Source organism: uncultured Paenibacillus sp. (genome assembly GCF_963515335.1).
GTDB lineage: Bacteria > Bacillota > Bacilli > Paenibacillales > Paenibacillaceae > Paenibacillus_I.
This window is the reverse complement of record NZ_CAUPYC010000021.1, coordinates 1-22,881: the sequence shown is the minus strand read 5'-3', so window position 1 is coordinate 22,881 and position 22,881 is coordinate 1. Positions and strand designations below refer to the sequence as shown.

Annotated in this window: 25 protein-coding genes; 6 read left to right on the top strand and 19 right to left on the bottom strand. The window is 59.1% G+C overall.

Annotation, left to right across the window (positions count from 1 at the left end):
* Positions 1-29 precede the first annotated feature (29 nt).
* The 6 genes from RWM61_RS09100 to RWM61_RS09075 all read right to left on the bottom strand — a co-directional run bounded on the left by RWM61_RS09100 (position 30) and on the right by RWM61_RS09075 (position 4,226).
* Positions 30-782, bottom strand: coding sequence for an SDR family oxidoreductase (locus tag RWM61_RS09100; RefSeq protein ID WP_313999765.1), 753 nt, complete (start codon positions 780-782; stop codon positions 30-32).
* On the bottom strand, positions 779-1,468 hold the full coding sequence (locus RWM61_RS09095) for an MOSC domain-containing protein (RefSeq protein WP_313999763.1): 690 nt from the start codon (positions 1,466-1,468) through the stop codon (positions 779-781). The genes RWM61_RS09100 and RWM61_RS09095 overlap by 4 nt, the downstream gene beginning before the upstream one ends.
* Before the next feature lie 328 nt (positions 1,469-1,796).
* Positions 1,797-2,099 carry a hypothetical protein gene (locus RWM61_RS09090; protein WP_313999761.1) on the bottom strand — a complete coding sequence of 101 codons (303 nt, stop codon included), beginning with the start codon at positions 2,097-2,099 and terminating at the stop codon, positions 1,797-1,799.
* Between the two features lie 10 nt (positions 2,100-2,109).
* Complete coding sequence (locus RWM61_RS09085) at positions 2,110-2,700, bottom strand: response regulator (protein ID WP_313999759.1); 591 nt, start codon at positions 2,698-2,700, stop codon at positions 2,110-2,112.
* A 99-nt stretch (positions 2,701-2,799) separates the two neighbouring features.
* A complete protein-coding gene (locus RWM61_RS09080) occupies positions 2,800-3,411 on the bottom strand; it encodes a DUF3298 domain-containing protein (protein ID WP_313999757.1) in 612 nt (203 codons plus the stop codon).
* 89 nt (positions 3,412-3,500) lie between these two features.
* Positions 3,501-4,226 (bottom strand): ATP-binding cassette domain-containing protein, encoded by a 726-nt coding sequence (locus RWM61_RS09075; RefSeq protein ID WP_313999755.1) that lies wholly within the window; start codon positions 4,224-4,226, stop codon positions 3,501-3,503.
* 151 nt (positions 4,227-4,377) lie between these two features.
* On the opposite strand from RWM61_RS09075, the gene RWM61_RS09070 reads away from it, so the two are divergent.
* Positions 4,378-4,599, top strand: coding sequence for a hypothetical protein (locus RWM61_RS09070; protein WP_313999753.1), 222 nt, complete (start codon positions 4,378-4,380; stop codon positions 4,597-4,599).
* Positions 4,600-4,657: 58 nt separating this feature from the next.
* Here RWM61_RS09070 and RWM61_RS09065 read toward each other — a convergent pair whose 3' ends face one another.
* Positions 4,658-4,795 (bottom strand): hypothetical protein, encoded by a 138-nt coding sequence (locus RWM61_RS09065; protein ID WP_313999751.1) that lies wholly within the window; start codon positions 4,793-4,795, stop codon positions 4,658-4,660.
* A 137-nt stretch (positions 4,796-4,932) separates the two neighbouring features.
* On the opposite strand from RWM61_RS09065, the gene RWM61_RS09060 reads away from it, so the two are divergent.
* Complete coding sequence (locus tag RWM61_RS09060; protein WP_313999748.1) at positions 4,933-5,682, top strand: HAD family hydrolase; 750 nt, start codon at positions 4,933-4,935, stop codon at positions 5,680-5,682.
* A 55-nt stretch (positions 5,683-5,737) separates the two neighbouring features.
* On the opposite strand, the gene RWM61_RS09055 is transcribed toward RWM61_RS09060, so the two are convergent.
* The 11 genes from RWM61_RS09055 to pdhA all read right to left on the bottom strand — a co-directional run bounded on the left by RWM61_RS09055 (position 5,738) and on the right by pdhA (position 18,431).
* The gene (locus tag RWM61_RS09055) at positions 5,738-8,014 is read right to left on the bottom strand and encodes a DNA topoisomerase 3 (protein ID WP_313999746.1); all 2,277 of its coding nucleotides are present in this window, start codon (positions 8,012-8,014) and stop codon (positions 5,738-5,740) included.
* Positions 8,015-8,116: 102 nt separating this feature from the next.
* The gene (locus RWM61_RS09050; protein WP_313999744.1) at positions 8,117-9,283 is read right to left on the bottom strand and encodes a hypothetical protein; all 1,167 of its coding nucleotides are present in this window, start codon (positions 9,281-9,283) and stop codon (positions 8,117-8,119) included.
* Between the two features lie 50 nt (positions 9,284-9,333).
* Entirely contained in the window at positions 9,334-9,669 is a 336-nt protein-coding gene (locus tag RWM61_RS09045; RefSeq protein WP_313999742.1) for a hypothetical protein, read from the bottom strand.
* Between the two features lie 136 nt (positions 9,670-9,805).
* Positions 9,806-11,293, bottom strand: coding sequence for a glutamate synthase subunit beta (locus RWM61_RS09040; RefSeq protein ID WP_313999740.1), 1,488 nt, complete (start codon positions 11,291-11,293; stop codon positions 9,806-9,808).
* 228 nt (positions 11,294-11,521) lie between these two features.
* Positions 11,522-12,010: a dihydrofolate reductase gene (locus tag RWM61_RS09035; protein ID WP_313999737.1), complete on the bottom strand. Its 489-nt coding sequence runs from the start codon at positions 12,008-12,010 to the stop codon at positions 11,522-11,524.
* 22 nt (positions 12,011-12,032) lie between these two features.
* Positions 12,033-12,827 (bottom strand): thymidylate synthase, encoded by a 795-nt coding sequence (gene thyA, locus RWM61_RS09030; RefSeq protein ID WP_313999735.1) that lies wholly within the window; start codon positions 12,825-12,827, stop codon positions 12,033-12,035.
* An 87-nt stretch (positions 12,828-12,914) separates the two neighbouring features.
* Entirely contained in the window at positions 12,915-13,442 is a 528-nt protein-coding gene (locus RWM61_RS09025; protein ID WP_399538249.1) for an acyl-CoA thioesterase, read from the bottom strand.
* A 133-nt stretch (positions 13,443-13,575) separates the two neighbouring features.
* Entirely contained in the window at positions 13,576-14,991 is a 1,416-nt protein-coding gene (gene lpdA / locus RWM61_RS09020; RefSeq protein ID WP_313999733.1) for a dihydrolipoyl dehydrogenase, read from the bottom strand.
* 4 nt (positions 14,992-14,995) lie between these two features.
* On the bottom strand, positions 14,996-16,339 hold the full coding sequence (locus tag RWM61_RS09015; RefSeq protein ID WP_313999731.1) for a dihydrolipoamide acetyltransferase family protein: 1,344 nt from the start codon (positions 16,337-16,339) through the stop codon (positions 14,996-14,998).
* Between the two features lie 26 nt (positions 16,340-16,365).
* Positions 16,366-17,343, bottom strand: a complete 978-nt coding sequence (locus tag RWM61_RS09010; RefSeq protein WP_313999729.1) for an alpha-ketoacid dehydrogenase subunit beta — start codon at positions 17,341-17,343, stop codon at positions 16,366-16,368.
* 20 nt (positions 17,344-17,363) lie between these two features.
* Complete coding sequence (gene pdhA / locus RWM61_RS09005) at positions 17,364-18,431, bottom strand: pyruvate dehydrogenase (acetyl-transferring) E1 component subunit alpha (protein ID WP_313999727.1); 1,068 nt, start codon at positions 18,429-18,431, stop codon at positions 17,364-17,366.
* Positions 18,432-18,716: 285 nt separating this feature from the next.
* Between pdhA and RWM61_RS09000 the strand changes: the two genes are divergently transcribed.
* Positions 18,717-19,454: an alpha/beta hydrolase-fold protein gene (locus tag RWM61_RS09000; RefSeq protein ID WP_313999725.1), complete on the top strand. Its 738-nt coding sequence runs from the start codon at positions 18,717-18,719 to the stop codon at positions 19,452-19,454.
* Positions 19,455-19,517: 63 nt separating this feature from the next.
* Here RWM61_RS09000 and RWM61_RS08995 read toward each other — a convergent pair whose 3' ends face one another.
* Positions 19,518-20,243, bottom strand: coding sequence for a trimeric intracellular cation channel family protein (locus RWM61_RS08995; protein ID WP_313999723.1), 726 nt, complete (start codon positions 20,241-20,243; stop codon positions 19,518-19,520).
* Between the two features lie 276 nt (positions 20,244-20,519).
* Between RWM61_RS08995 and RWM61_RS08990 the strand changes: the two genes are divergently transcribed.
* From RWM61_RS08990 to RWM61_RS08980, 3 genes are all read left to right on the top strand, one after another.
* Positions 20,520-21,167, top strand: coding sequence for a thiamine diphosphokinase (locus RWM61_RS08990; RefSeq protein WP_313999721.1), 648 nt, complete (start codon positions 20,520-20,522; stop codon positions 21,165-21,167).
* A gap of 220 nt (positions 21,168-21,387) precedes the next feature.
* Positions 21,388-21,870, top strand: coding sequence for a PH domain-containing protein (locus RWM61_RS08985; RefSeq protein WP_313999719.1), 483 nt, complete (start codon positions 21,388-21,390; stop codon positions 21,868-21,870).
* On the top strand, positions 21,857-22,849 hold the full coding sequence (locus RWM61_RS08980) for a PH domain-containing protein (RefSeq protein ID WP_313999717.1): 993 nt from the start codon (positions 21,857-21,859) through the stop codon (positions 22,847-22,849). Before RWM61_RS08985 ends, RWM61_RS08980 begins: the two co-directional genes overlap by 14 nt.
* The last annotated feature ends 32 nt before the right edge of the window (positions 22,850-22,881 follow it).

Sequence of the window (22,881 nt, the reverse complement as noted above, 5' to 3'; positions counted from 1 at the left end):
CGCCTCCAGGAGCGGCATGTCCGGTTTTCTTATTCCTCGTAAATCATTTTTTTCGTCATGCCGCCGTCGACGGTCATGTTCGTCCCGTTGATGAAACCGCTCCCCGGATCGGACAGGAAAAGGCAGGCCCGCGCGATGTCGTCCGGCCGGCCTACCCGGCCCGACCAGTGCTGCGCATGGTCGACGCCTCTCAGCGCCCCGTAGTCTCCGGTCTCGATCCAGCCCGGGCTGATGCAATTGACGGTAATGCCGTCAGGGGAGAACGAAGCGGCCAACGCGTGCGTCAAAGCGACGATGCCGCCTTTGGTCGCCGCGTAGGCCTCCGAGTGCGGCTCGGACATAAACGCGCGCGTCGAGGCGATATTGATGATGCGCCCGCCGCCGCGCTCACGCATTCTCAAGCCGGCTTCGCGGGCGCACAGAAACGTTCCGCGCAGGTTGACGTGCAGAACGCTGTCCCATTCCTCCACCGCCAGCTCGTACGGACTTTTGTTTATGCCGAAGCCGGCGTTATTGATCAGGACGTCCGCCGCAAAGCCGGCTTCGTCCAGCTTCCCGAACAACGAGGATATTTCCTCGGGCTTGGCCAGGTCGGCCGCCACGAACCGGATATCCGCCGCTTCCAGGCGGCTCCGGATCGCTTCGGCGATCTCCCCGCCCCGGGACGCCGCCACATCGGTCATCGCGACGCGATAGCCGGCTTCGGCATAAGCCTCGGACAGCCGGCTTCCGATACCTCCCGCTGCCCCGGTGATCAACACCGTTCTCCGCTTCTTCGTCACAGCGGCTCGCCTCCTTCTGCGCCGGAACGCAGCTTTTCGATACGTATGCCCAGCTCTTCCTTCCAGCATTCGGCCAATCCCGGGGCGGCCCGGAGGCGTTCCGCCGCCTCGAGGCTCGTCCGTTCGAACTTCATAATCCGCACCGCTTTATACACGGACAGCCGCACAGGCTGGCGCATAATACGTATCAGTGTATCCCCCTCCCGCACGTCGCCTTCCTCCAGAACACGGAAATAATAGCCGGTATAGCCGGTTTCCAGCACCATCCCGGGCAGCTCCGGTTTGCCGTGCCTAAGGCCGAGCTTGAAGCAGGGCAAACGCGGCTGGGAAACCTGCACGACCGCCCCGCCGACCCGGATGATGTCGCCGATGCCGACATCCTGTTCCACGCCGTCCTTGATCGTGAAATTTTCACCGAACGCGCCGAACGCAGGCGGCTCTCCCCAAACCCGCTCCCAATGCCGCCAATGAGACTGCGTATAGACGCAGACGGCTTTGTCCGGTCCGCCGTGGTTGACGGGATCCGCCTGCCCGTCGCCGGGCAATCCGTTGACCGTAATCCTGACCGGACCGGCGACGGTCTTTTTGAATATGCCGGTCTGCACCTCCTGCCTGCCGTGCATGACGGGTACCGGCTTGCCCGTGTTTACGGCCAGCAGCATGCCCAGTTTCTCCCCCTGCTCCACCTTCCATCTCCTCTTTACCTTCCGTATTTCCTGCTATTATGAGAAAAACTGTTGCCGAAGTCAATCCGAAGATGATCGACCGGGTTTCGCCGGCAAACCGGCCGCCGCAGCCGCCTCCGGGATTCGACAACGGGACAAGAGAATTGTTTGTCGAATTCGGAATATTCATGAAGTTTTTTGCGCTTCCCCGGGAAATAACGAGGCGGGAAATAAAAGGCCGGGAAATGAGAGAAAGATGCGTGCCTCTGGGCACGCCAACAAAAAAACACCCTGCGAAGCGGAAACCGCCTTTCAGGGTATTCATGCCGCGGTTCGTCCGCCAATCCGGCTAAAGGGGCCAAACGATCGATTGGCGAACGAGATAAAACATAACGGCGGCGGCGGCCAGCCATGCCGCGGCGTGCCGGAGAAGCCCGGCTCCGATGCCGCGCCGCGTCTCTCCCCGCAGGATTGCCCAATTGACGGCGGCCAGCAACGCCAAATAGGTGCCTGCAATCAATGCGCCTATAACCTTATCCTCCACAACGGACGGCGTCATCAAGCCGTACAACAGCACGATCGTCCCGCCCAGCACATAGGGAAAAACCACTCCGAGCGCAGCATGCGCCGCTATGCCGATCCACTTTTTCATCCGCCGGCTCCTACTCCGTATCGTTTATTTCCGTATAGCGCTCATGCGCATGCAGTTGATGGAGAACGTAATCCCTCAGCTTCTCGATATCGAACGGCTTCGTAAAAAATTGGCGCACCCCGAGCCCGCGCGCCGCCTCAATCCTCTCGGCATCGCCGCAAGCCGATATCATAACCGCCTCTACCTCGCCATTCATGGTCCGAATGACGCGAAGCGCTTCAATTCCGTCCATATCGGGCATTTTCAGATCGAGCAGAACGAAATCGACCGGCTCGTTCCGGAACGTTTCGATTGCCGCCCGGCCGCAGGAGGCTTCATGCGCGACCAAGCCCGAGGCTTGAAAAACTTCCGCGAGCAGCATCCGGATGGCCGGCTGGTCGTCAACGATAAGGATGTGCCGAGGCTCTTCGCTTCTCCGCGGTCCGGAGGGGCGATCGACCGGCTGCTCCATCGGCACCGGCAAGCTCTGTTTTTCGGCTTCGGCGGTCCCGCCCGGCTGCCGGCCGGAAGCGGAGCCTTTGCCGCGAGATAGCAGCAATGCCGCTATGCCTGCTATAACAACGACGATCAGCATCGCCGGAATGACGAGTTTGTCGCTCATGCCGCCTCTCCTCATCCGTGGGGGTTTGTAGTTGTTTTCGACGGACCGCGCCCGTTCCCCTTCCCGGCCGGACAAAAAAGATGCGCGCAGCCCGCAGCCTTAATCGTTCACAAGCATCGGCCCAAGCGGACCGTCCTCATTCACGATCTGCTGCAGGTCATAGACCGAAATCGGAAAATAAGGAAAGCCGTATACATACGGCGTCAGCTCATAGAGCTGAAAATACACGATCAGCGAACGGTCGGCGACATAAAAGTCCTGATCCGCGCGAATCGACTTGAACGGCTCCAGGACCGGAACGTCACGCCTTGCGATTTGCGCTTGGATCAGCTCGGAAATGACGGCTATGTACGGACTGCCCGGCTTGAACAGCTCCGCAAGCCCATACCGCCGGCCTGCGGCCAGGGAAAAGGTAAGCGACTTTTGCAAGGTCAGGCCGTGCGCTCCGCCGGTATAGGCGTAATTGAACAGCGAGAGGCTGAAAACGCCCTTCTCGTTCGTTTTGGTCTCAAACCATCCGATCATCTCCGACCGGGGATCGGCAAGGCTGCCTTGCGACGCCGCAAGCGCTCGCACCTCTTCCCTTATCGCATGACGGACCGCCCCGCCTGCTTGCGCGTTCTGGAAGCCGGTAACCGAAGGATACCAGATTTCGGTTTTCGGCCGTTCTATTTTTACCGCTTGTACGATGGCCGGCAGCATAAATGCCATACATGAACACCCGCCTTTATCGAAGGATGGTTCATTGTATGCGCCCGTTCCGCCGACCTTTCATAGAAATGCCGTAAAATGCCGCCGGCTTACAGCAGCGTTTTTTCGCGCTGCGTCAGCCTGCGTCCCGTAATGTCGAACACGAGCTCGCCCCGGTTCAATCCGAGTATGCGGTCCGCGAACCGCTCCGCCCAATCGCTCTGCGACAGCACGACGATCATCGTCACGCCCTGCGTATGGCACAGGTTTCGCAAGTCGGTCAAAATCGCTTCGGCTGCGTGGGGATCAAGCCCCGTTACCGGCTCGTCGGCCAGAATCACCTTCGCGCCGTGAACGAGCGCTCGCGCGATCGCCACACGCTGGCGTTCGCCGCCGCTCAGCTTCGCCGCCTTCGCGTGGGCTTTATCGAGAAGGCCCACCTTCTCCAGCATGTCCATGGCGCCCATATAATCGTCACTGCGCACCATCCCCGTAAGCATGCGCCACCAAGGCGTCTGATAGCGGGTGCCCACCAATGTGTTCTTGAGCGCAGTTCGGTTCGGATTGAGCGCCGGTTTTTCTTCCAGGTAGGCGAATTCCCGCCACAGCTTCAGCTTGGCCGCAAATCCCTTGCGGAAAACGTCGACGCCGTCCACCCACAACGAACCGCCGCTCCAGGTTTCCCGCAGCGCCAGACAGCGGAGCAGCATCGACTTGCCGCTGCCGCTCGCGCCCATGACGGCGATCAGCTCGCCGCGGTCGGCTTGAAACGTAACATCGTTCAATACCGTCGGTCCGTTCGGGATCTTCTTCATCAAATGCATGACTTTGATCATGGGTACGCTCCTCTTCCAATCGGTGCCTCTAAAAAAATAGTTTAAGGGAAACAAAAAAGACTTTCCACACGAACAAACGTTTGGTATAATGGAATCGGGAACATATGTTCCATAATTATGGATTTGCGATATCCTTTCGGAGGTGGATGACATGCGGAGTTGCGAGCATTACAGATTTATCGAGAGGCACCGGCCATTCCGGGATTTGACGTTTAAATTTTATTCGGACGGGGCGTTGACCATTATCGACAACCAAGCGGATGCCGTCGTCTCTCCGAAAGAGCTGAAGGGCGAGAGCCTCGATTTCTACGTGCGCAAACGCATCGCCTTCATCAAATCGGATCTGGCGGACAAGCGGCAGAGATACGCATAAACGCAAAGAAAGGGATCGGTTCGATCCCTTGTACATACACCGTGAGCACTTTGCCCGGTTAAGGAAGCTGCTTTTCGATTCCGTTCAGTTCAGGCGGGCGATCGGCGGCTTTTTCCGGCTGGACCGTCCTTGCCGTCTCTTTGACGCTTTTGTTGTTCTGTTGATGCTTGACCGTTTGGCTGCGGTTGACGGGCATGCTCATCACCTCCCGCCTCATTATGCGGATAAACCGCGTCCCTTATGCAATTTGACGGATCGTGCCCGATGCGGTAGATTGGTTAACAAGACAGCAGCGGCATCACAACCTTGACTGCGGCAACAGAAGGAGTGCATATGAAGCAAACGATATTATTCGATCTGGACGATACGCTCGTCCATTGCAACAAATATTTTTATCGGGTCATCGACCGGTTCGCCAACCTGATGGCGGAATGGTTTCGGGATCATGGCCTGACGGCGCAAGCCGTTCGCGACAAACAAACCGAAATCGATATTGCGGGCGTTCACGCTCTCGGCTTCAAGAGCGAGCATTTTCCCCAGTCGTTCATCGAGACGTACCGGTATTTCTCTACGTTGTACGGCCATGCCTTATCCGCTGCCGAAGAGGATACGCTGTGGAAGCTGGGGCTTAGCGTGTATGAGCTGGAGACGGAGCCTTATCCGTTCATGGAGGAAACGCTCGACCGGCTGGCAAGCGCCGGACATGAGCTTCACCTGTACACCGGAGGCGAACCGCTCATCCAGCGGCGCAAAATCGAACGCTTCTCGCTCGAGCGGTATTTCGGCAGCCGAATCTATATCCGGCGCCACAAGAACGTGGAGGCGCTGGAAAATATCGTCCGGGCGGGCGGCTTCGACCGCGCCCGGACATGGATGATCGGCAATTCCATCCGAACCGACATCGTGCCGGCCTTGACCGCGGGCATCCATGCGATTCATATGAAGGCGGAGACGGAATGGCTGTACAACATCGTCGGCATCGACGTCCAGCCGAAGGGCGCCTTTCTTTCCCTCCATCGGCTGTCCGAAATCCCTCCGGCGATCGAGAACCATATCCGCCAAACGGAAGAAGAAGTCGTGTAATTCATACACACCGAAATAGGCTTGTCCCTTCGTCCAAGGGGCAAGCCTATTTCTTTCACGCGTCCATAACCGTATCCAGGCGGCCCGTGCCCGGATCCGCGAGCGTCAGCTTGCCTTTGAACGAGCTGCCGTCGCTGCGCTTGAAGGTCAGCTTGTTCGTGGCGCCCTTCTCCGCGAGCGCGACGGCCATCGTCGCCGTGATCGTTTTGTCCGGATAGTTTTTCCAGATCACAAACGTACAGCCTTCCCGGAACCGCGAACAGCCAAAGCCGCGTTTGCCTTCGATCATACGGCCGCCGCATCCCGGCCTCGGACAAGCCGCCAAGCCGTCGCTCCGCGCCGGGGCGGGCTTCCCGTCCGCCGCGCCGGCGGCGGCTTCGCCTCCGCGGCTCGCGGAACGATTCGCAGCCGTCCGCGCCCTGTCCGGGCGCCCGCTCTTACCGGCGGCCTTACCCCGCCGCTCCTCTTGAAATACGTCCGGCGCAGCGGGAAGCTGCATGCGCACCTTCTCGACGATCATCGCCGCGAACCGTTTGACGTTCTCCATAAATTTCTCGTCGGATGCTTCGTTCTTCGATATTTGATGCAGCCGCTGCTCCCAACGGCCCGTCATCTCCGGCGACGTCAGCAGCTCTACGCCCGCCCCGCGGATCAGTTCCACGGCGGCGCAGCCCTTCGTCGTAATGTCAAGCTTCTTGCCGGCCAGCGTAATGTAGCCGACCTGCTTCAGCCGCTCGATCGTCGCCGCGCGGGTTGCAGGCGTCCCGAGCCCCGTATCCTTCATCGCTTCCCTAAGCTCGTCGTCCTCGATCGACTTGCCCGCGCCCTCCATGGCCTTCAGAAGCGTGCCTTCCGTATACGATTTCGGCGGCTGCGTCGATTTCTCGGTTATTTCTGCGCCTTTGCAAAGCGCCGGGTCGTTCGAATCGATCGTAAAGCCGCCGTCCAGGATAAGCGTCTCTTCCTCCGCGTCGTCCTTGCCGTCATCCTTCTTCCGTTTGCCCTTCGGCTTCTTCTCCCCATCGCCGGCTCCGTCCAGCACAACCTTCCAGCCGGCGTCCAGCTGCTCCTTCACCTTCGTCTTGAACGTCTCGCCCTCGACCTCGGTCAACACCTCGTGATGCTTGTACACGGCAGGCGGATAATAATGCGACAAAAACCGGCGAACGATCATATCGTATATTTTCTGCTCGTCGGGCTGCAGACCGGAAGTCCACTTCGGCGTCGGCAGAATCGCATGGTGATCCTCGACCTTCGACGGGTTGCAGACGGCTTTGTTGCCTTTATGCACGCGCCCGCGGTCGGCGTTGTCCGCCAGCTCGGCGTACGGGGTGCCGTTCTGCAGCATCGACAGCGCCCTGCCCATGACGGGCAGATTTTCTTCCGTTACATAGTTGGAATTTGTACGCGGATAGGAAATGACCTTGTGCTTCTCATACAGCGCCTGGGCCAGATCAAGCGTCTTCTTCGCGGAAAAGCCGTGTTTGCCGTTCGCTTCCCGCTGCAGCAGCGTCAAATCGTACAGCCGGTGCGGAAATTCCTTCTGCTCCGTTACATCATAGGTCACAATCGTGCCCGTGCGGCCCTCGACCTTCGCGGCGATCGCTTCGGCCCGCTCCTTGTCGGCGATCCTCTCGCCCTGCCAAACGCCGCGGTAGGATACGCTTCCGGCCTGAAAAGCGCCATGGAGCACATAATACGTTTCCGCCCGGAACGCTTCAATCTCCTTATGGCGGTCGTAAATAAGCGCCAGCACGGGCGTCTGCACCCGGCCTACGGACAGCAGCGCCCGATGACGGATCGTAAACGCCCGCGAAGCATTCATGCCGATCAGCCAATCGGCTTCGCTCCGGGCGCGCGCCGCCCTCGTGAGCGGCTCGTAGTCCGTATCGCTGCGCAGCGTCTCGAAGCCTTTGCGGATCGTCTCGGGCGTCAGGTCGGAAATCCAGAGCCGCTGGGCGGGCTGCGTCAGCTTCAAATACCGGCGGATGAGGTGAAAAATAAGCTGGCCCTCCCGCCCGGCGTCACACGCGTTGACAAGCGAATCGCAGCGTTTGGCCAGGTCGCCGATCGTCGCCAGCTGATCCTTGGTTCGCGGATTCGGCCACAGCTTGAACTGCTCGGGTATGATCGGCAGGTCCGCGTCGTTCCACCGCTTGTACCGCGCGTCATAATGATCCGGCTCCGCCAGTCCGACCAAATGGCCGATCGCCCATGTGATAATGTAGCGCCGGCCCTCCAAATACGTGCGCCGGTTCTGCGCTCCAGGCTCGACGACAGCGGCGATCGTGCGCCCCATATCCGGTTTTTCGGCGATAATGAGCGTTTTCAACGTCGGTCTCTCCAATATCATGATGATAAGTTAGTATGTATGGATCTGTGCATGCAGTCCATGTCGTTAATATCGTTAATGTCGTTAATGTCGTTAATGTCGTTAATCGTTAACGGCAGAAGGCTTCGCTTCCGCCTGCTTCAGCGATTCGAACATCCGTGTCACGCCTTTATTCCAGTTCGGATCTTCCGCATATTTGCGGTTGATCCATGCGATCGGCTCTTTTCCTTCCGGCCGGTCCCTGCTTAAGGTAATGATCGTCCGGGCGGCAATGGCCGCCGAATCCTCGATGTTCGTGTTGTATTTCTGCCAGCTGTGGTACACGTTGAACGGATTGTTCGCGATCTCTTTCGCCGATTCCCCGTCCTCCGGCACGAACGATTGCTCCTGGCCGGTAATCGCGAACAACAGCAAAGGATGGATATCGTACGCTCTCGCGGCCGCGACGATGGCGCCATAATACGGCTCCCGGCGCAAAAGCGATTTGCGGGCGGCCAGAAAGGCCTTGACCTTCGTTTCATCCACGTAAGTATAGCGAAGCTCTTCGGGAACTTCGCTCCCCATCTCCCCGATCGCCCAGCCGGGCTTGTCCGCGATCGGCACTCGGGGAACGGGAATGGCCGGCGCAAGCCGGCGTTGGGCGTCCGAAGCGGTATTCGCCCGATTATTCTGCCAGCCGTAAACCGCCATTCCGCATACGAGCGCAATGGACAGCAGCACATAGACAACCGCCGGCGTCTTCGGCCTCGCTTTCGAAAATAGCGGAACAACCGGGGCAAGCGGCGCAGCCTCGCCGCCGGCCATACCGGCTCCCGCCGATACGGCGGTCATTTCCCTTAGGCGGAGCCAGGCTATGCTTGCGGAATCCCTGCCCGGCTCTGCGGCTTGCTGCGCAGCGGTCAAAACCGCTTCCAGCGCCTTCCGCTCCACGGCCGCTCCGAGCCGGCTTTCGATCCAACGAAGCAGCGGTTCGTTCAGCTGAGGCTGCCGCCAGCCGAGCCGAAGGCCGGCTTCAAGCACATCGACGGCCGTCACAGGACGGCTCTCGCCGACGACGGTCGTGCGGATCAGATCCGATGTCAGTTGCCGTTTCAACGCTTCTCCGTATTCCGGAAGCTGCCGGTATATGATCCGATGCACCGCGTCCGCGACGATCTCCGCATGCCGTTCCTGCGGCAAGCCGGCATACTTGTGCCGGACATAATTGCGGATGTTGCCGACATCCTTGGGGGTTAAGATCGAGGCGTGCTCGGCCGTCAAAGCCATCACCCTTTCGAGCCGCATGACATCTCAATTTACCGGAACTCGCTGTCTCGATTTTACCACAATTTGCCCTCTGACCGGGATACCTTTGTTGCAATTTTTTGTTGTATGGCAGCGCTGTTTACATAGGCGGACAACTGCTCTTTTTCCACGAAAGTGAATTGATAGTCGCAGTCGATGCCTTCGTCCTGCGGAACGATCTGGGCGATGCGGCCCTCCAGATTGGTGATGACGAGCGCGGTCAAGTCGATCAGATCGTCGGGCGCAGGCGTGTCCGGAGAGAGCGTGAATCGAAGCTCAATGTCGATCCATTGGCGGTCCCGCACGTCGATTCTTTCTTCAAACGCTTCGAAACGCATCTCCGTCATCTTGTCCGATCCATACTTTATCATCCGAGTGATTCCTCCCGCGCATAAAGTCCCGCAACGACGAAATAAGCGCCGTTCGGCGCTTATTTCAAGTCATATCATACGGTCATCCGGAAATCAAATCAATGATGGAGCGTTCAACCGGCCATTCAGCGCGGCATTAAGGCAGCACGCTCGACCCCATCAAATATTTATCGACCTCGCGAGCCGCCTCACGGCCCTCGTTAATCGCCCATACGACCAGGCTTTGTCCGCGCCGCATGTCGCCGGCCGCAAACACCTTCTCCACGTTCGTTCGGTACTTGCCGTATGCGGCTTTCACGTTCGAGCGGCGGTCCTGCTCCAGGCCGAACGAATCGATCAACGTGTTCTCCGGACCTTCAAAGCCGACGGCGATCAGGACGAGATCGGCCTTCCATACGCGCTCGGTGCCCGGAATTTCGGTGTAAATTTTACGTCCCGACTCGTCTACGGTCCGCTTGATGTTGACCGTATGAAGCTCCTTGACGTTGCCGTTCTCGTCCCCGACGAATTTCTTCGTCAGCACTGAGAATGCGCGAGGATCTTCGCCGAACAGCGCCTTCGCTTCCTCTTGTGCGTAATCGAGCGTATACACGTTCGGGAATTGCGGCCAAGGGTTGTTGATCGGATCCCGCTCGAGAGGCGCCTTCGCGTGCGTACCGAATTGGGTAATCGACTTGCAGCCGTGGCGAAGCGCCGTGGCGACGCAGTCGGTACCGGTATCCCCGCCGCCGATGACGATGACGTCCTTGCCCGCGGCGCTGACATAGTTGCCGTCGGCCAAGCCGGAGTCCAGATAGCTCTTGATCGTGCCGTTCAAATAATCCATTGCAGGCATGATGCCGTTCAGCTCGCGGCCGTTCATGTTGACGTCGCGTGCCTTGGTAGCGCCGCCGCAGAGAACGACTGCGTCGAAGCTGTTAAGCAGATCGGGCGCGGCGATGTCTTTGCCGATTTCCGTATTCGTCACGAACTCGACGCCTTCCGCGGCAAGCAGATCGACGCGGCGCTGCACGACCGCTTTGTCCAGCTTCATCGTCGGAATGCCGTACATGAGCAAACCGCCGATCCGGTCGGCGCGCTCATACACCGTCACCAGATGGCCGGCTTTGTTCAATTGCGCGGCTGCGGCCAGTCCTGCCGGACCGGAGCCGACCACCGCCACTTTCTTGCCCGTTCTGGATTTCGGAGGCTGCGGCGTTACCCACCCCTCGTCGAAGCCCTTGTCGATGATCGCCTGCTCGATCGTCTTGATCGTAACCGATTCGCCGATCAAACCTACCGTACAGGAGCCCTCGCACGGAGCCGGACATACGCGGCCCGTAAATTCGGGAAAGTTGTTCGTTTTATGCAAACGGTCGAGCGCTTCCCGCCACAGACCGCGGTATACCAGGTTGTTCCACTCGGGAATCAGGTTGTTGACCGGACAGCCGGAAGCGCCGCCCGCCATTTCGATCCCGGTGTGGCAATAAGGCGTGCCGCAATCCATGCAGCGCGCGCCTTGCGTACGGAGCTGGTCCTCGGGCATATGCGCATGGAACTCTTCCCAGTCCTTGATGCGTTCCAGCGGGTCCCGGTCGGCCGGGAGCTCGCGTCTATATTCCATAAAACCGGTTGGTGTTGACATGATCGTTGTTCCCCCTCTATCCATACCTATTCCGACAGCATACTCCACCTATTAAAACTATAGTTGGAATCCTACCCGGATTCAATGGCAATCGTTGTAACCATCTGACTTGCCCTATTCGAGAATGTTATCATTCCGCCGAGCGGGCCCGTAATGGATTATCCGTACAATCATTTGCACTAAACGACATAGGAATGTGACTGGCCTGCCAAAAATCGCACAATCCGGTCACGAACGTTTCCGTTCGTACGTATTGAACCGAAAAGCATAGGCATGTCGATCGTCCGCCGGGTGGTACTCGCTGGAAACGAGCCGCCACTCCGTCTCGTCGAACGCGGGAAACGTCGCGTCGCCGCTTACTTCCGCCTCGACCTCGGTCAACAATAGCGTGTCGGCATACGGCAGCAGCTGCCGGTATATCTCGGCGCCTCCCGCGACCATCAGATCGCCTTCGCCGAAACGCTCCAGCGCCTGCTCGACCGAATGGACAATTTCGCATCCTCCCGGCCGATAATCCCGCTGCCGGGTCAATACGACGTTCGTCCGGTTTTTGAGCGGACCGTTGAACGATTCGAGCGTTTTGCGGCCGATCAGGACCGTTTTGCCTACCGTGCTCCTTTTGAAAAAGGCCATGTCGTCCGGCAGCTTCCACGGCAAACCGTTGTCCGCGCCGATCACGCGGTTGCGCGCCATTGCGGCGATCATTGTTATGGACATGCGAGCGTTCTACCTCCGTCTGCTAGACCGATACCGTCGCCTTGATCGTCGGATGGCATTCGTAGCCGACAATCTCGAAATCTTCGAACACGTAATCGAAAATCGTAGCCGGCTTGCGCTTCAGCACAAGCTGCGGCAACGGATAAGGCTTGCGGGTCAGCTGCAGCTTGACCTGCTCGATATGGTCTTTATAAATATGGACGTCGCCGCCCGAATAAATGAACTCTCCGACCTCGAGGCCGCATTGCTGAGCGATCATGTGCGTCAGCATCGCATACTGCGCGATGTTGAACGGCAAACCGAGGAAGGTGTCGGACGAGCGCATCGTCAGCATGCAGGACAGCCTGCCGTTTGCCACATAGAACTGGAAAACGAAATGGCAGGGCGGCAGCTGCATCCGGTCGATTTCCCCTACATTCCAGGCGCTGACGATATGGCGTCGGGAATCGGGATTTCGCTTGATGCTGTCGACGACAGCGGCGATCTGGTCGATTTTGCGGCCGTCCGCCGCCTCCCAAGCCCGCCATTGCGAGCCGTACACCGGCCCGAGCTCTCCGTTCTCATCCGCCCATTCGTTCCAGATGCGGACGCCGTTTTCCTGCAAATAACGGACGTTCGTATCGCCCTTGAGAAACCACAGCAGCTCGTGGACGATCGATTTCACATGCATTTTCTTGGTCGTGACCAGCGGAAAACCTTTCGACAGATCGAAGCGGAGCTGCCGGCCGAACACCGAAAACGTTCCCGTTCCCGTCCGGTCCGTTTTCTCCGTGCCGTTATCCAAAACATCCTGCAGCAGATCCAAATAACTTTGCAACGAGCGCACCACCCTAAGCCGTAATCTGACGATAAAACCTATTATTTTATTTTAACATCCGCAAGCCGTTTTGTCGTTCCGGATTGTTTATAGCCGCGATTCATTTTTTCGATCGAACTTGCGCTTCATGCGCAGCCCGAAACGTTCCTTCGCTGAAGCGTGCAGCCGTTTCTCCTCGTCCGTCTCGGGATAAGCCTCAGGCACCGGGCAGGGCCTTCCGCCTTCGTCCAGCGCCACGAAAGTCAGGAACGAGGTGACCGTTATCCGGCTCTCTCCGGTCACGGGGTCCTCCGCCCTCACCTTCACGTAAACCTCCATCGACGACCTGTTCGTCCACGTCACGAACGCTTCGACGACAATGACTTCCCCAAGCCTGATCGGGGCGAGAAAATCGAGGCTGTCGCTGGAGGCGGTAACGACCTGCCTGGCCGAATGGCGCATGGCCGCGATCGCCGCAAGCTTGTCAATGTACTCCATCACTTTGCCGCCGAACATCGTGCCGTGGTGATTCGTATCCTGCGGAAAAACAAGCTGCGTCATGATCGAACGCGATGCCCCGCACGCTTTGCGTTCCCCTCCAGCAGCCGCCGGCTTACCTGTCGGCTCCATCTCCATATCGGCATGCCTCCCGTCAATACCTATATAGTATCGTTGATCCTAAACCCCGGCAACAGATGTCCAAAGCGAAAAAGAGGCCGGCCGCAATCAAGCGGCTGACCTCCGTACCTTCAACATGCGAAGCCACAATTTATTTGACGATCGTATGAATCGGATGGCCGAGCGCCACATCCGCCGCTTCCATCACGATTTCGCCGAGTGTCGGGTGAGCGTGAATGGTGAGCGCCACATCCTCAACTGTCGCGCCCATCTCGATCGCGAGGCCCAGCTCCGCGATCATGTTGGACGCTTCCGCTCCGGCGATCTGCGCGCCGAGCAGGAGGCCCGTATCGGAGTCGGAAATCAGCTTCACAAAGCCGTCCGTCACGCCGAGCGATACGGCCCGGCCGTTGATCCCGAACGGGAAGCGGCCGACCTTCACTTTGTGGCCCTTCTCCTTCGCTTCGCTTTCGCTGTAGCCGACGCTCGAGCATTCCGGATCGGTGAACACGACGAGCGGAATGCATTTGTAATCGACCTTGCTCGGCATGCCCGCAATCGCTTCGGCCGCCACCTTCGCCTCGTATGTCGCTTTATGGGCCAGCGCCGGTCCGGCGATGATATCGCCGATCGCATAGATGTGCGGGATGTTCGTGCGGCATTGGTCGTCGACTTCGATGAGGCCGCGGTCGGTCATTTTCAGATTGATCAGATCGAGGCCCAGCTCGCCGTCGGTGTTCGGACGCCGGCCAACCGTAACGAGCAGGTAATCCGCCGTAACCGTCTTGTCCTCGCCGCCGACCTCGAACGTCACCTTCACTTCCGTGTCGGTTTGCTCCGCGGATTTCGCTTTTGCGCCGGTAAAGATCTCCACGCCTTTGTCCTTGAGCTTCTTCACGACAATGCGGGACATGTCGGTGTCGAAGCCGGGCAGGATCGAATCCATGCCTTCGATGACCGTTACCTTGGTGCCGAACTTCGAATACATCTGGCCGAGCTCCATGCCGATGTACCCTCCGCCGATCACGACCATGCTCTTCGGCACTTCGTGCAGGGACAGCGCTTCGGTCGACGAAATGATGCGTCCGCCGAAGGGGAACGCCTTCAGCTCGATCGGGCGCGAGCCGGTCGCGATGATGCAGTTCTTGAACCGGTAACGCGGCGCCTCCTGATCGTTGAACACGCGCGCTTCGTTCTCGTTGATGAACATCACTTCGCCGCTGAAGAACTGCACCTTGTTGCCTTTGAGCAGCGTGCCGACGCCGCTTGTCATCTTCGAGACGACGCCGTTCTTGAATTCCTGAACCTTGCCCCAGTTCACCTTCGCCTCGCCGGCTTCGACGCCGAATGCCGAAGCGTGCGAAACCTGCTCGAACTGGTGGGCGGCGGAGATGAGCGCTTTGGACGGGATACAGCCCACATTCAGACAAACGCCGCCTAGATATTGCTTGTCGACGCACAGCACGGACTGGCCTAGCTGGGCTGCCCTGATGGCGGCTGCGTAGCCGCCGGGACCGGCGCCGATGACCAGCGTATCGATATCGAGAGAAGCGTCACCTACTACCATGGCGTTACACCTCCATTATGAGCAGTTCCGGATCGCCCAGAAGCTGCTTGATATAGTTCATGAAATTCTGTGCCGTCGCGCCGTCGATCAGACGGTGGTCGAAGCTGAGCGAGAGCGCCATGACCGGCGCCGCGACGATCTCGCCGCCGCGCACGACCGCTTTCTCGGAAATGCGTCCCGTACCGAGAATCGCGACTTCCGGGAAGTTGATGACCGGCGTGAAAAACATGCCGCCCGCGGAGCCGATGTTCGTAATCGACATCGTGCTGCCGCGCAGCTCGTTCGGTCCCAGCTTGCCGTCGCGTCCGCGGGTCGCCAGATCCTTGATCTCGCTCGCGATCTTCCAGACGTTCTTGCGGTCCGCATCCTGGATGACCGGCACGATCAGGCCGTTATCCGTATCGGTGGCGATGCCGATATTGTAGTACTTCTTGAAGACGATCTCCTGCGCTTCCTCGTCCAGCATGGCGTTCATGACCGGGAACTCGCGCAGCGCCGCAACCAGCGCCTTCACGATGAACGGCAGGTACGTCAGCTTGACGCCTTTCTTCTCGGCGACGGGCTTCGCTTTCGTGCGAAGCTCGACGAGCTTCGCAACGTCCACTTCATCCATCAGCGTAACGTGCGGAGCGGTGTACACCGACTTGACCATCGCGTTCGCGATCACTTTGCGGATGCCCTTGAACGGCACGCGCTCTTCCGCGCGGTCGCTGACGACCGTCGACGCATGCGCCGGCGACGGCTCGCCTGCGCCTTTGGCCGCAATCGCGGCGGCCCCGACCCCCTTGCCGTCGGCCTTCGCGCCGCCGGCCGCAAAGCCGTCGACATCCTCGCGCGTGATGCGTCCGTTCTTGCCCGTTCCGGCAATGCCGCCCAACTCGACACCCTTCTCGCGCGCATATTTGCGCACGCTCGGCGTGGCCAGCACCTGTCCGCCCGGCTCGGGCTTGCCGCCGTCCTTCTTCGGCTGCTCGTTCGCCTGCACGGATTGCTGCTGGGCGGTGCCCGTCGTTTGCGGCTGTTCCGTTTGCTCCGGACCTTTCGCCGTCGGCGCTTCCTCCTTGCCGTGTCCGCCGTCCGCAGGCGCGGCTTGCTCGGGAACGTCGCCTTCCGCGTCGATTACCGCAACCACTTCGCCGACATGGCAAACCTGGCCGTCTTTTACAAGCACCTCGAGCACCTTGCCGTTGACCGGACAAGGCACCTCGACGATCGCCTTGTCGTTCTGCACTTCCATGATGATGTCTTCGTCCGTTACCGTGTCGCCGGCTTTGATGTGCATTTTGATAATTTCGCCTTCATGCAAGCCTTCGCCGAGCTCTGGGAAACGGTATTCAAATTTCGCCACCCGGATAACCTCCTTCTATCGCGCTATTAAAATTCCATTACCTTCTTCACCGCCGCGATGACGCGCGCCGGATTCGGGAGCCAAGCGTCTTCGATCTGGGCGAACGGATAGACGGTATCCGGCCCTGCTACGCGAAGCACGGGAGCCTCCAGGTGAAGAATCGCTTTTTCGTTGATTTGCGCAATAATTTCCGCCGCCGCGCCCGACGTGCGCTGCGCTTCCTGCACGACGATCGCGCGGTTCGTCTTCCGGATCGATGCGACGATCGTGTCGATGTCGAGCGGCATGAGCGTGCGCAGGTCGATAACCTCCGCCTTCACGCCCTGCTTCTCGAGCTCTTCCGCCGCTTTAAGCGCCGTATGCACCATCATGCCGTAGGCGATGATCGTCACATCGGAGCCTTCGCGGACGATGTTCGCCTTGCCGATCTCGACCGTGTAGGCATCCTCGGGAACCTCGGCGCGGAACGCATGGTACAAGTTCAGATGCTCCATGAAAAACACCGGATCGTTGTCCCGGATCGCGGATATGAGCAGTCCTTTGGCGTCGTAAGGGTTGGAAGGCACGATGACCTTGATGCCCGGCGTCTGCAAAGCCAGGCCTTCGAGCGCGTCCGTATGCAGCTCGGCCGCCTTGACGCCGCCGCCGAACGGCGTGCGGAATACGATCGGGGCATTGTAGCGCCCGCCGGAGCGGTAACGCATACGCGCCGCCTGGATAAACATTTGGTCAAGCGCCTCAAAAATAAATCCGACGAACTGGATTTCCGCAACCGGGCGGAATCCTTGAATGCCCATGCCGACCGCCATCCCGGCCAGCGCCGATTCCGCAAGCGGCGTGTCGAACACGCGATCCTCGCCGAATTCGCCCTGCAGCCCTTCCGTCGTCCGGAAAACGCCGCCTACCTTGCCGACGTCCTCGCCGAACACGACGACGTTCGGGTCCCGTTTCAATTCCACGCGCATCGCGTCGCGGATCGCTTCCTTCATATTCATTTGAGCCATGATCGCTGGTTCCTCCCCAATTATTGAAAATCGGCCTTTTGCTCTTCAAGCTGCTTCGGCGTCGTTTCGAACATCGAATCGATGAGGCCCGCCACCGTCATCTTCTCGGTCGCTTCGGCTTTCTTGATATGCTCGTTTACGGTCGCCTTCGCTTCCTCTTTTACGCGCGCGGTTTCTTCCTCGGACCAAAGCCCCTTCTTCTCGAGGTATTTGCCGAAACGAATGATCGGGTCCTTCAGGCTCCATTCGCCTTCCTCGTCCTTCGTGCGGTATTTCGTCGTGTCGTCCGCCATCGAGTGCGGGCGGAATCGGTAGGTCAGCATCTCGATCAAGGTTGCGCCTTCGCCGCTCCGGCCCCGCTCCGCGGCCTCGGATACCGCTTTGATGACGGCAAGCACGTCCATCCCGTCCACCTGTACGCCCTTGATACCCGCGGCAACCGCTTTGTGCGCGATCGACAAAGCGGCCGTCTGCTTCTCGTAAGGCGTCGTAATCGCGTAACGGTTGTTTTGCACCACATAGATGGCGGGCAGCTTATAGACGCCGGCGAAGTTCATGCCTTCGTAGAAATCGCCCTCGGACGAACCGCCGTCGCCGGTATACGTGATGGCGACACGCTTCTCGCCTTTTTTCTTGAATGCCATGGCGACGCCCGTCGCATGCAAAATTTGCGCGCCGATAATGATCTGCGGCATCAGGACATGCACGTCCTCCGGAATTTGTCCGCCGTGCTGGTGTCCGCGCGAATATAAAAAGGCCTGGTACAACGGCAGGCCGTGCCACACGATCTGCGGCATATCCCGGTAACCCGGGCAGATGAAATCGTCCTTGTTCAGCGCGTACTCGCTGCCGATCATCGACGCTTCCTGGCCGGATACCGGCGCGTAAAAACCGAGACGGCCCTGGCGGCCAAGGTTCACGGCGCGCTCGTCCCACGTCCGCGTAAACACCATTCGATACATGACTTCTTTCAGTTGCTCGTCCGTCAGGTTCGGCATCGCGTCGGGATTGACGACTTCCCCTTCCGGCGACAGCACGGACAGCGGCGTAACCGGCTCCGTCTGAACTTCATATGGCAGCTTGCTCATTGAACGTTCACCCCATCTATGGATTTGAATAAAACAGACCTTCTGTTATAGAATTATTATAAACCTGTTTAGTCATGCCGGTCAAAGCCAAAAATGTTATATACAGCGGAAAATGGTCGGTTTTCCGTTTCATTTTTGACCGAATGTTTGTATAACAGAACACTTTCCTATGTAGTACAGATTGATACAACTTCCGGCAAAAAGGCTTGTACCGCCTAATCCTACCTATTTTGTTTACCCACATCAACCCGAAACCATTCAGCCGAATCCGAAAGGGGAACCGAAATGTCCGATACGCCGTCCGTCAAGCGCACGATCGTAAAAGAAACCGTCGAAAGCCGCTTTCTTCCCGAAGGCAGCCGCCCGCTCCGCATTTTTTTGCCGCCCGGCTATAATGAAGTGCTCAGTTATCCCGTCATATACTGTCAGGACGGCGAGGACTTTTTCAACTTCGGACGGATCGCCACTCAGGCGAACGGGCTGATCGCCGAGGGAGAGCTAGAGCCGCTGATCATCGTGGGCGTCGACGTGGACAAAAAAGTCCGCACCGCGGAATATGCGCCGGACGGCGAGCGGTATGAGGCGTATGTCCGTTTTTTCGCGGAGGAGCTGGTGCCGGCCGTCGAGCGGCTGTATCCCGTCCGCCGAGAGCCGGAGCATATCCTGCTGGCGGGCGACTCGCTCGGCGGCACCGTCTCGCTGCTCATCGCCTTGCGTTATCCCGGCAAATTCGGCGGCGTGCTCTCGCTGTCCGGCGCCTTCTACCCTTCCGCGTTGGCGGTGCTGTCGGCTTCCGAGGCGGACCTGGGCGGGCTGCGGATGTATATGACCGTCGGCCTGCAGGAAACGGAGTTCGAGACGGACAGGGGCACGTTCGACTTCGTCGAATTGAATCGGCGGGCCAAGCAGCTTCTTGAAATCAAAGGAGCGAGGCCGGTTTACATCGAGCGGAACGGCACGCATATTTGGGGCTATTGGCAGAAAGATGTGCCGGAAGCGCTTAAATGGTTTTTCCCGGGATGAAAACAAAGCTCCGGCCGCCTTATCGCCAAGGCTCGGCCGGAGCTTCTCGCGTCAGCACCCGAATCATCGTTCTGCTGCTCCTTGTTGCGTCAGCGCCTTCTCTTCATGCTCGCTGAACGCCGCGATCGCCCCATCCTCCGCCGCTTGATGGCCCGGGCCGTGAACCGACTCCGACAAGGCGTACTTCAAGGAGCGGCGCGGCAGCCTCCATTTATAATGAACCGAAAGCATGCGGAACAAAATAACGATCGCGAACAGGGCGAGCAGCTCGCCGGTCCGCTGGATCCAGCCCAGCCCGATTACGGCGCCGGCAACCATGGCCCAGACGGCATAGATTTCATCGCGAAGCACCAGCGGCTTGCGTCCTGCCAGCACGTCGCGAATGATGCCGCCGCCGATCCCCGTCATGACGGCCGCGACCATGACCGCCGCAAGCGTGTGGCCGTTCTGCGTCGCATACAGCGCGCCCTGGATCGCGAAGGCCGACAGACCGATCGCGTCGAAAAACGCCTCGCTCCGCCGCCAATGGCGAATCCAGCTGACGGGCAGGATGAAGGCGACCGCCATCGCGATGATCGCGGTTTTGAGCAGCAGCCCTTGGCTCCAGAGCGTCGTGACCGGAACGCCGATCAGCAGGTTGCGGATCACGCCGCCGCCGAATGCCGTCACCAGGCCAAGCACGAACACGCCCAAAATATCATATTCCTCCTCCATCGCCACGACGGCGCCGCTCACCGCAAACGCGATCGTCCCGATCAGGCTGAAAATACCGAATATCTCGAGTTCCAAACCGCAGCACCCCCGCCAAGGAATTCCGCCGCGTGCCCTGCGTCGGGCACGGCGAAATCTGTCCGAATATGTCATTCCCATTGTAACGATGGGCATGAGGGGGCGCAAGAACCATTTTCGGGGGACGCGGCCGCTTTTTCCGGCTGGGCACAGGCTTGCCTCGACGCTTATATCGCGCAACAAAATCCTGGTGACGAAACGATAAGTTGGCGTTATACTCTGCATCAGGTTATTACGAATCGAACCATAACGCGCACACGAAAGGAAGTAGTCGTTATGCACACACCCGCGAGACGGGCTCTCATCTTCTCCGGCGGCCGCCTGGGCTTCTGGGCGCTGTCGTACATTCGCCCCGAGGATATTTTGATCGGCGCTGACAGCGGCAGCCTGTTCCTGGTCGAGCACGGCTTCCGGCCGGATTTGTCGATCGGAGACTTCGACTCCGTAACTCCGCAGCAGCTCGAATGGATCAAAGCCGGCAGTCTCAGCACCGAAGCTTGCGATCCGGTCGATAAGGATTACACCGATACCGAGCTCGCCTTCCGGCGGGCGCTTGAGGAGAAGCCGGACGAAATCGTGCTGATCGGCGCGTTGGGGACCCGGTTCGACCACTCGATCGCGAACATTCATCTGCTCGTCGAAGCGCTCCGCCGCGGCGTCCCCGCCGTCATTGCCGATGAGCACAACGAAATCCGCCTGACCGACTCGCGGCTGACGATCCGAAGCGGAGGCTACGCCAACGTATCGCTGCTGCCGCTGACGCCGCGCGTGACGGGCATTACGCTGCGCGGGTTCCGGTACCCGCTCACCGATGCCGCGCTGGAGATGGGGCAATCGCTCGGGATCAGCAACGTGCTGGACGGCGAGACCGGCGATATCGCCATCCGCGACGGCTGGCTGCTTGTGATCCAGAGCAAGGATTGACCAGGTACCGGGCGCGTGGGCGGGGCTGTATAGCGGCATTTCCGCGTTACAGCCCGTTTATCCGTCGATAGGACTTCTCTAAGCCGGTTTTTTCCGGCTTGCGGGCCAACATAGCCCGTCGATCAATCGTATATACTCTCGGGCGTCTCAATCACGGCGGCCCTTCGATATGGTATAGTAAAAGCAATACAAATCCCCTATTATTTCTGAGGTGAACGATTTGACGTATCCGCAGCCGCAGCAGACGATCGACCGCGACGCGCTTAAAGCGTGGCGCATCTCCGGTCTGATTTCCGCAGCCGTCTACACTATCGTGTCGGGACTCTTGCTTTTTCTCACGCTCCGGTTCGAGTGGCCGTCATGGATATTTGCGGCCGCTCTTGCGGCAGCGGGAACGGGTGCCTATGTCGAAACCGTGCTTTTCCCGAACCTGCGCTGGAGGCATTTCCGCTATGACATTCACGAGCATGAGATCGATCTGCTTTACGGCATGTTCATTCGGCGCCGGGTGCTCATCCCGATGGTCAAGGTGCAGCATGTCGATACGAAGCAGGGGCCGCTGCTCCGCCGTTACGGCTTGGCGACCGTAACCTTCTCCACCGCCGCGGGCAGCCACGAAATTCCCGCATTGAACGAAGCGACGGCCGAGCGGGTCCGGAACCGGATCGCCGTGCTTGCGAGGATTACCGATGAAGAGATCTGACCGCGCGCCGGGACGCCGTCTGCATCCGGTATCCGTTTTCTTTTTTATCGCCAAAAGCATTAAGGATCTGCTCTATCCGTTGATCGCCCTGATCATCTCCACAGTACTCAGGGGAGAAGCCGAACCGCTGTGGGTGGCGGGCGGCATCCTGCTGTTTCTCGTCGTTACCGTATCAATCGGTTTGCTCGCCTGGCTTCGATTCACCTACACGATCGACGGCGGCGTGCTCCATGTGGAGCATGGCCTGATCATCCGCAAAAAGCTGTCCGTTCCCCGCGACCGCGTGCAATCGTTCGTCACGGCCGCCAGCCTCCTCCACCAGGCGTTCGGGGTGCTGAAGCTGCAGATCGAGACGGCCGGCGGCACGAAGCCCGAGGTCATATTGAACGCGATCAGCCGGCACGAGGCCGATTACCTGCGCAAAGCACTGTACCCTTCCCCCGTCAAGCCGGCGGCGGATGCGGCGAGTCCCGGCGGCGGCGAGGCCGCTGTGCCGCTTCCGGTTGAAGGCGCCTCCGCACCGGCCTCGGAGAACGGCTTGACGAACGATGCCGCGAACAGGCCGACGATTCGCATGCGGCTTTCCGATATTTTATTATACAGCGCCACTTCCGGACGGGTGGTCATCGCCATCGCGGTCATCGGCGCCGCCTATTCGCAGTTAGACAATTGGCTTGAAGAGACGGCCATATGGGAGAATGCGCTCTCCCGCTTCGCGCATTATCGGCTCGGTTGGATCATCGCCGCAGTCTTGTTGGTTGCCTGGGTGCTCGGCGTTATCGCCACGACGGTGAAGGAATACGGATTTACCGTCTCGCTGTCGGACGGCAAGCTCGTGATCGAACGCGGCCTGCTCGAACGCAGGCACGCCTCGGTCAATTTAAAGCGGGTACAGGCGGTCTACGTGAAAATCAACCCGATGCGCCGCCTGCTCGGCTTGGCCAGCATTCATCTCGTTATAATGCTACATATAATCTAGACAGTAAAAAAGGAGTTTCTTAGTTGTATGAC

Bases quoted from the DNA above. Each gene is read 5' to 3' on its own strand.
- lpdA (WP_313999733.1), bottom strand. From the start codon at position 14,991: ATGGTAGTAGGTGACGCTTCTCTCGATATCGATACGCTGGTCATCGGC.
- RWM61_RS09065 (WP_313999751.1), bottom strand. From the start codon at position 4,795: ATGCCCGTCAACCGCAGCCAAACGGTCAAGCATCAACAGAACAACAAA.
- RWM61_RS09035 (WP_313999737.1), bottom strand. From the start codon at position 12,010: ATGTCCATAACAATGATCGCCGCAATGGCGCGCAACCGCGTGATCGGC.
- RWM61_RS09070 (WP_313999753.1), top strand. From the start codon at position 4,378: ATGCGGAGTTGCGAGCATTACAGATTTATCGAGAGGCACCGGCCATTC.
- RWM61_RS09045 (WP_313999742.1), bottom strand. From the start codon at position 9,669: ATGATAAAGTATGGATCGGACAAGATGACGGAGATGCGTTTCGAAGCG.
- RWM61_RS09080 (WP_313999757.1), bottom strand. From the start codon at position 3,411: ATGGCATTTATGCTGCCGGCCATCGTACAAGCGGTAAAAATAGAACGG.
- RWM61_RS08990 (WP_313999721.1), top strand. From the start codon at position 20,520: ATGCACACACCCGCGAGACGGGCTCTCATCTTCTCCGGCGGCCGCCTG.
- RWM61_RS09040 (WP_313999740.1), bottom strand. From the start codon at position 11,293: ATGTCAACACCAACCGGTTTTATGGAATATAGACGCGAGCTCCCGGCC.
- RWM61_RS08980 (WP_313999717.1), top strand. From the start codon at position 21,857: ATGAAGAGATCTGACCGCGCGCCGGGACGCCGTCTGCATCCGGTATCC.
- RWM61_RS09010 (WP_313999729.1), bottom strand. From the start codon at position 17,343: ATGGCTCAAATGAATATGAAGGAAGCGATCCGCGACGCGATGCGCGTG.
- RWM61_RS09075 (WP_313999755.1), bottom strand. From the start codon at position 4,226: ATGATCAAAGTCATGCATTTGATGAAGAAGATCCCGAACGGACCGACG.
- RWM61_RS09090 (WP_313999761.1), bottom strand. From the start codon at position 2,099: ATGAAAAAGTGGATCGGCATAGCGGCGCATGCTGCGCTCGGAGTGGTT.
- RWM61_RS09060 (WP_313999748.1), top strand. From the start codon at position 4,933: ATGAAGCAAACGATATTATTCGATCTGGACGATACGCTCGTCCATTGC.
- pdhA (WP_313999727.1), bottom strand. From the start codon at position 18,431: ATGAGCAAGCTGCCATATGAAGTTCAGACGGAGCCGGTTACGCCGCTG.
- RWM61_RS09025 (WP_399538249.1), bottom strand. From the start codon at position 13,442: ATGGAGATGGAGCCGACAGGTAAGCCGGCGGCTGCTGGAGGGGAACGC.
- RWM61_RS09085 (WP_313999759.1), bottom strand. From the start codon at position 2,700: ATGAGCGACAAACTCGTCATTCCGGCGATGCTGATCGTCGTTGTTATA.
- RWM61_RS09000 (WP_313999725.1), top strand. From the start codon at position 18,717: ATGTCCGATACGCCGTCCGTCAAGCGCACGATCGTAAAAGAAACCGTC.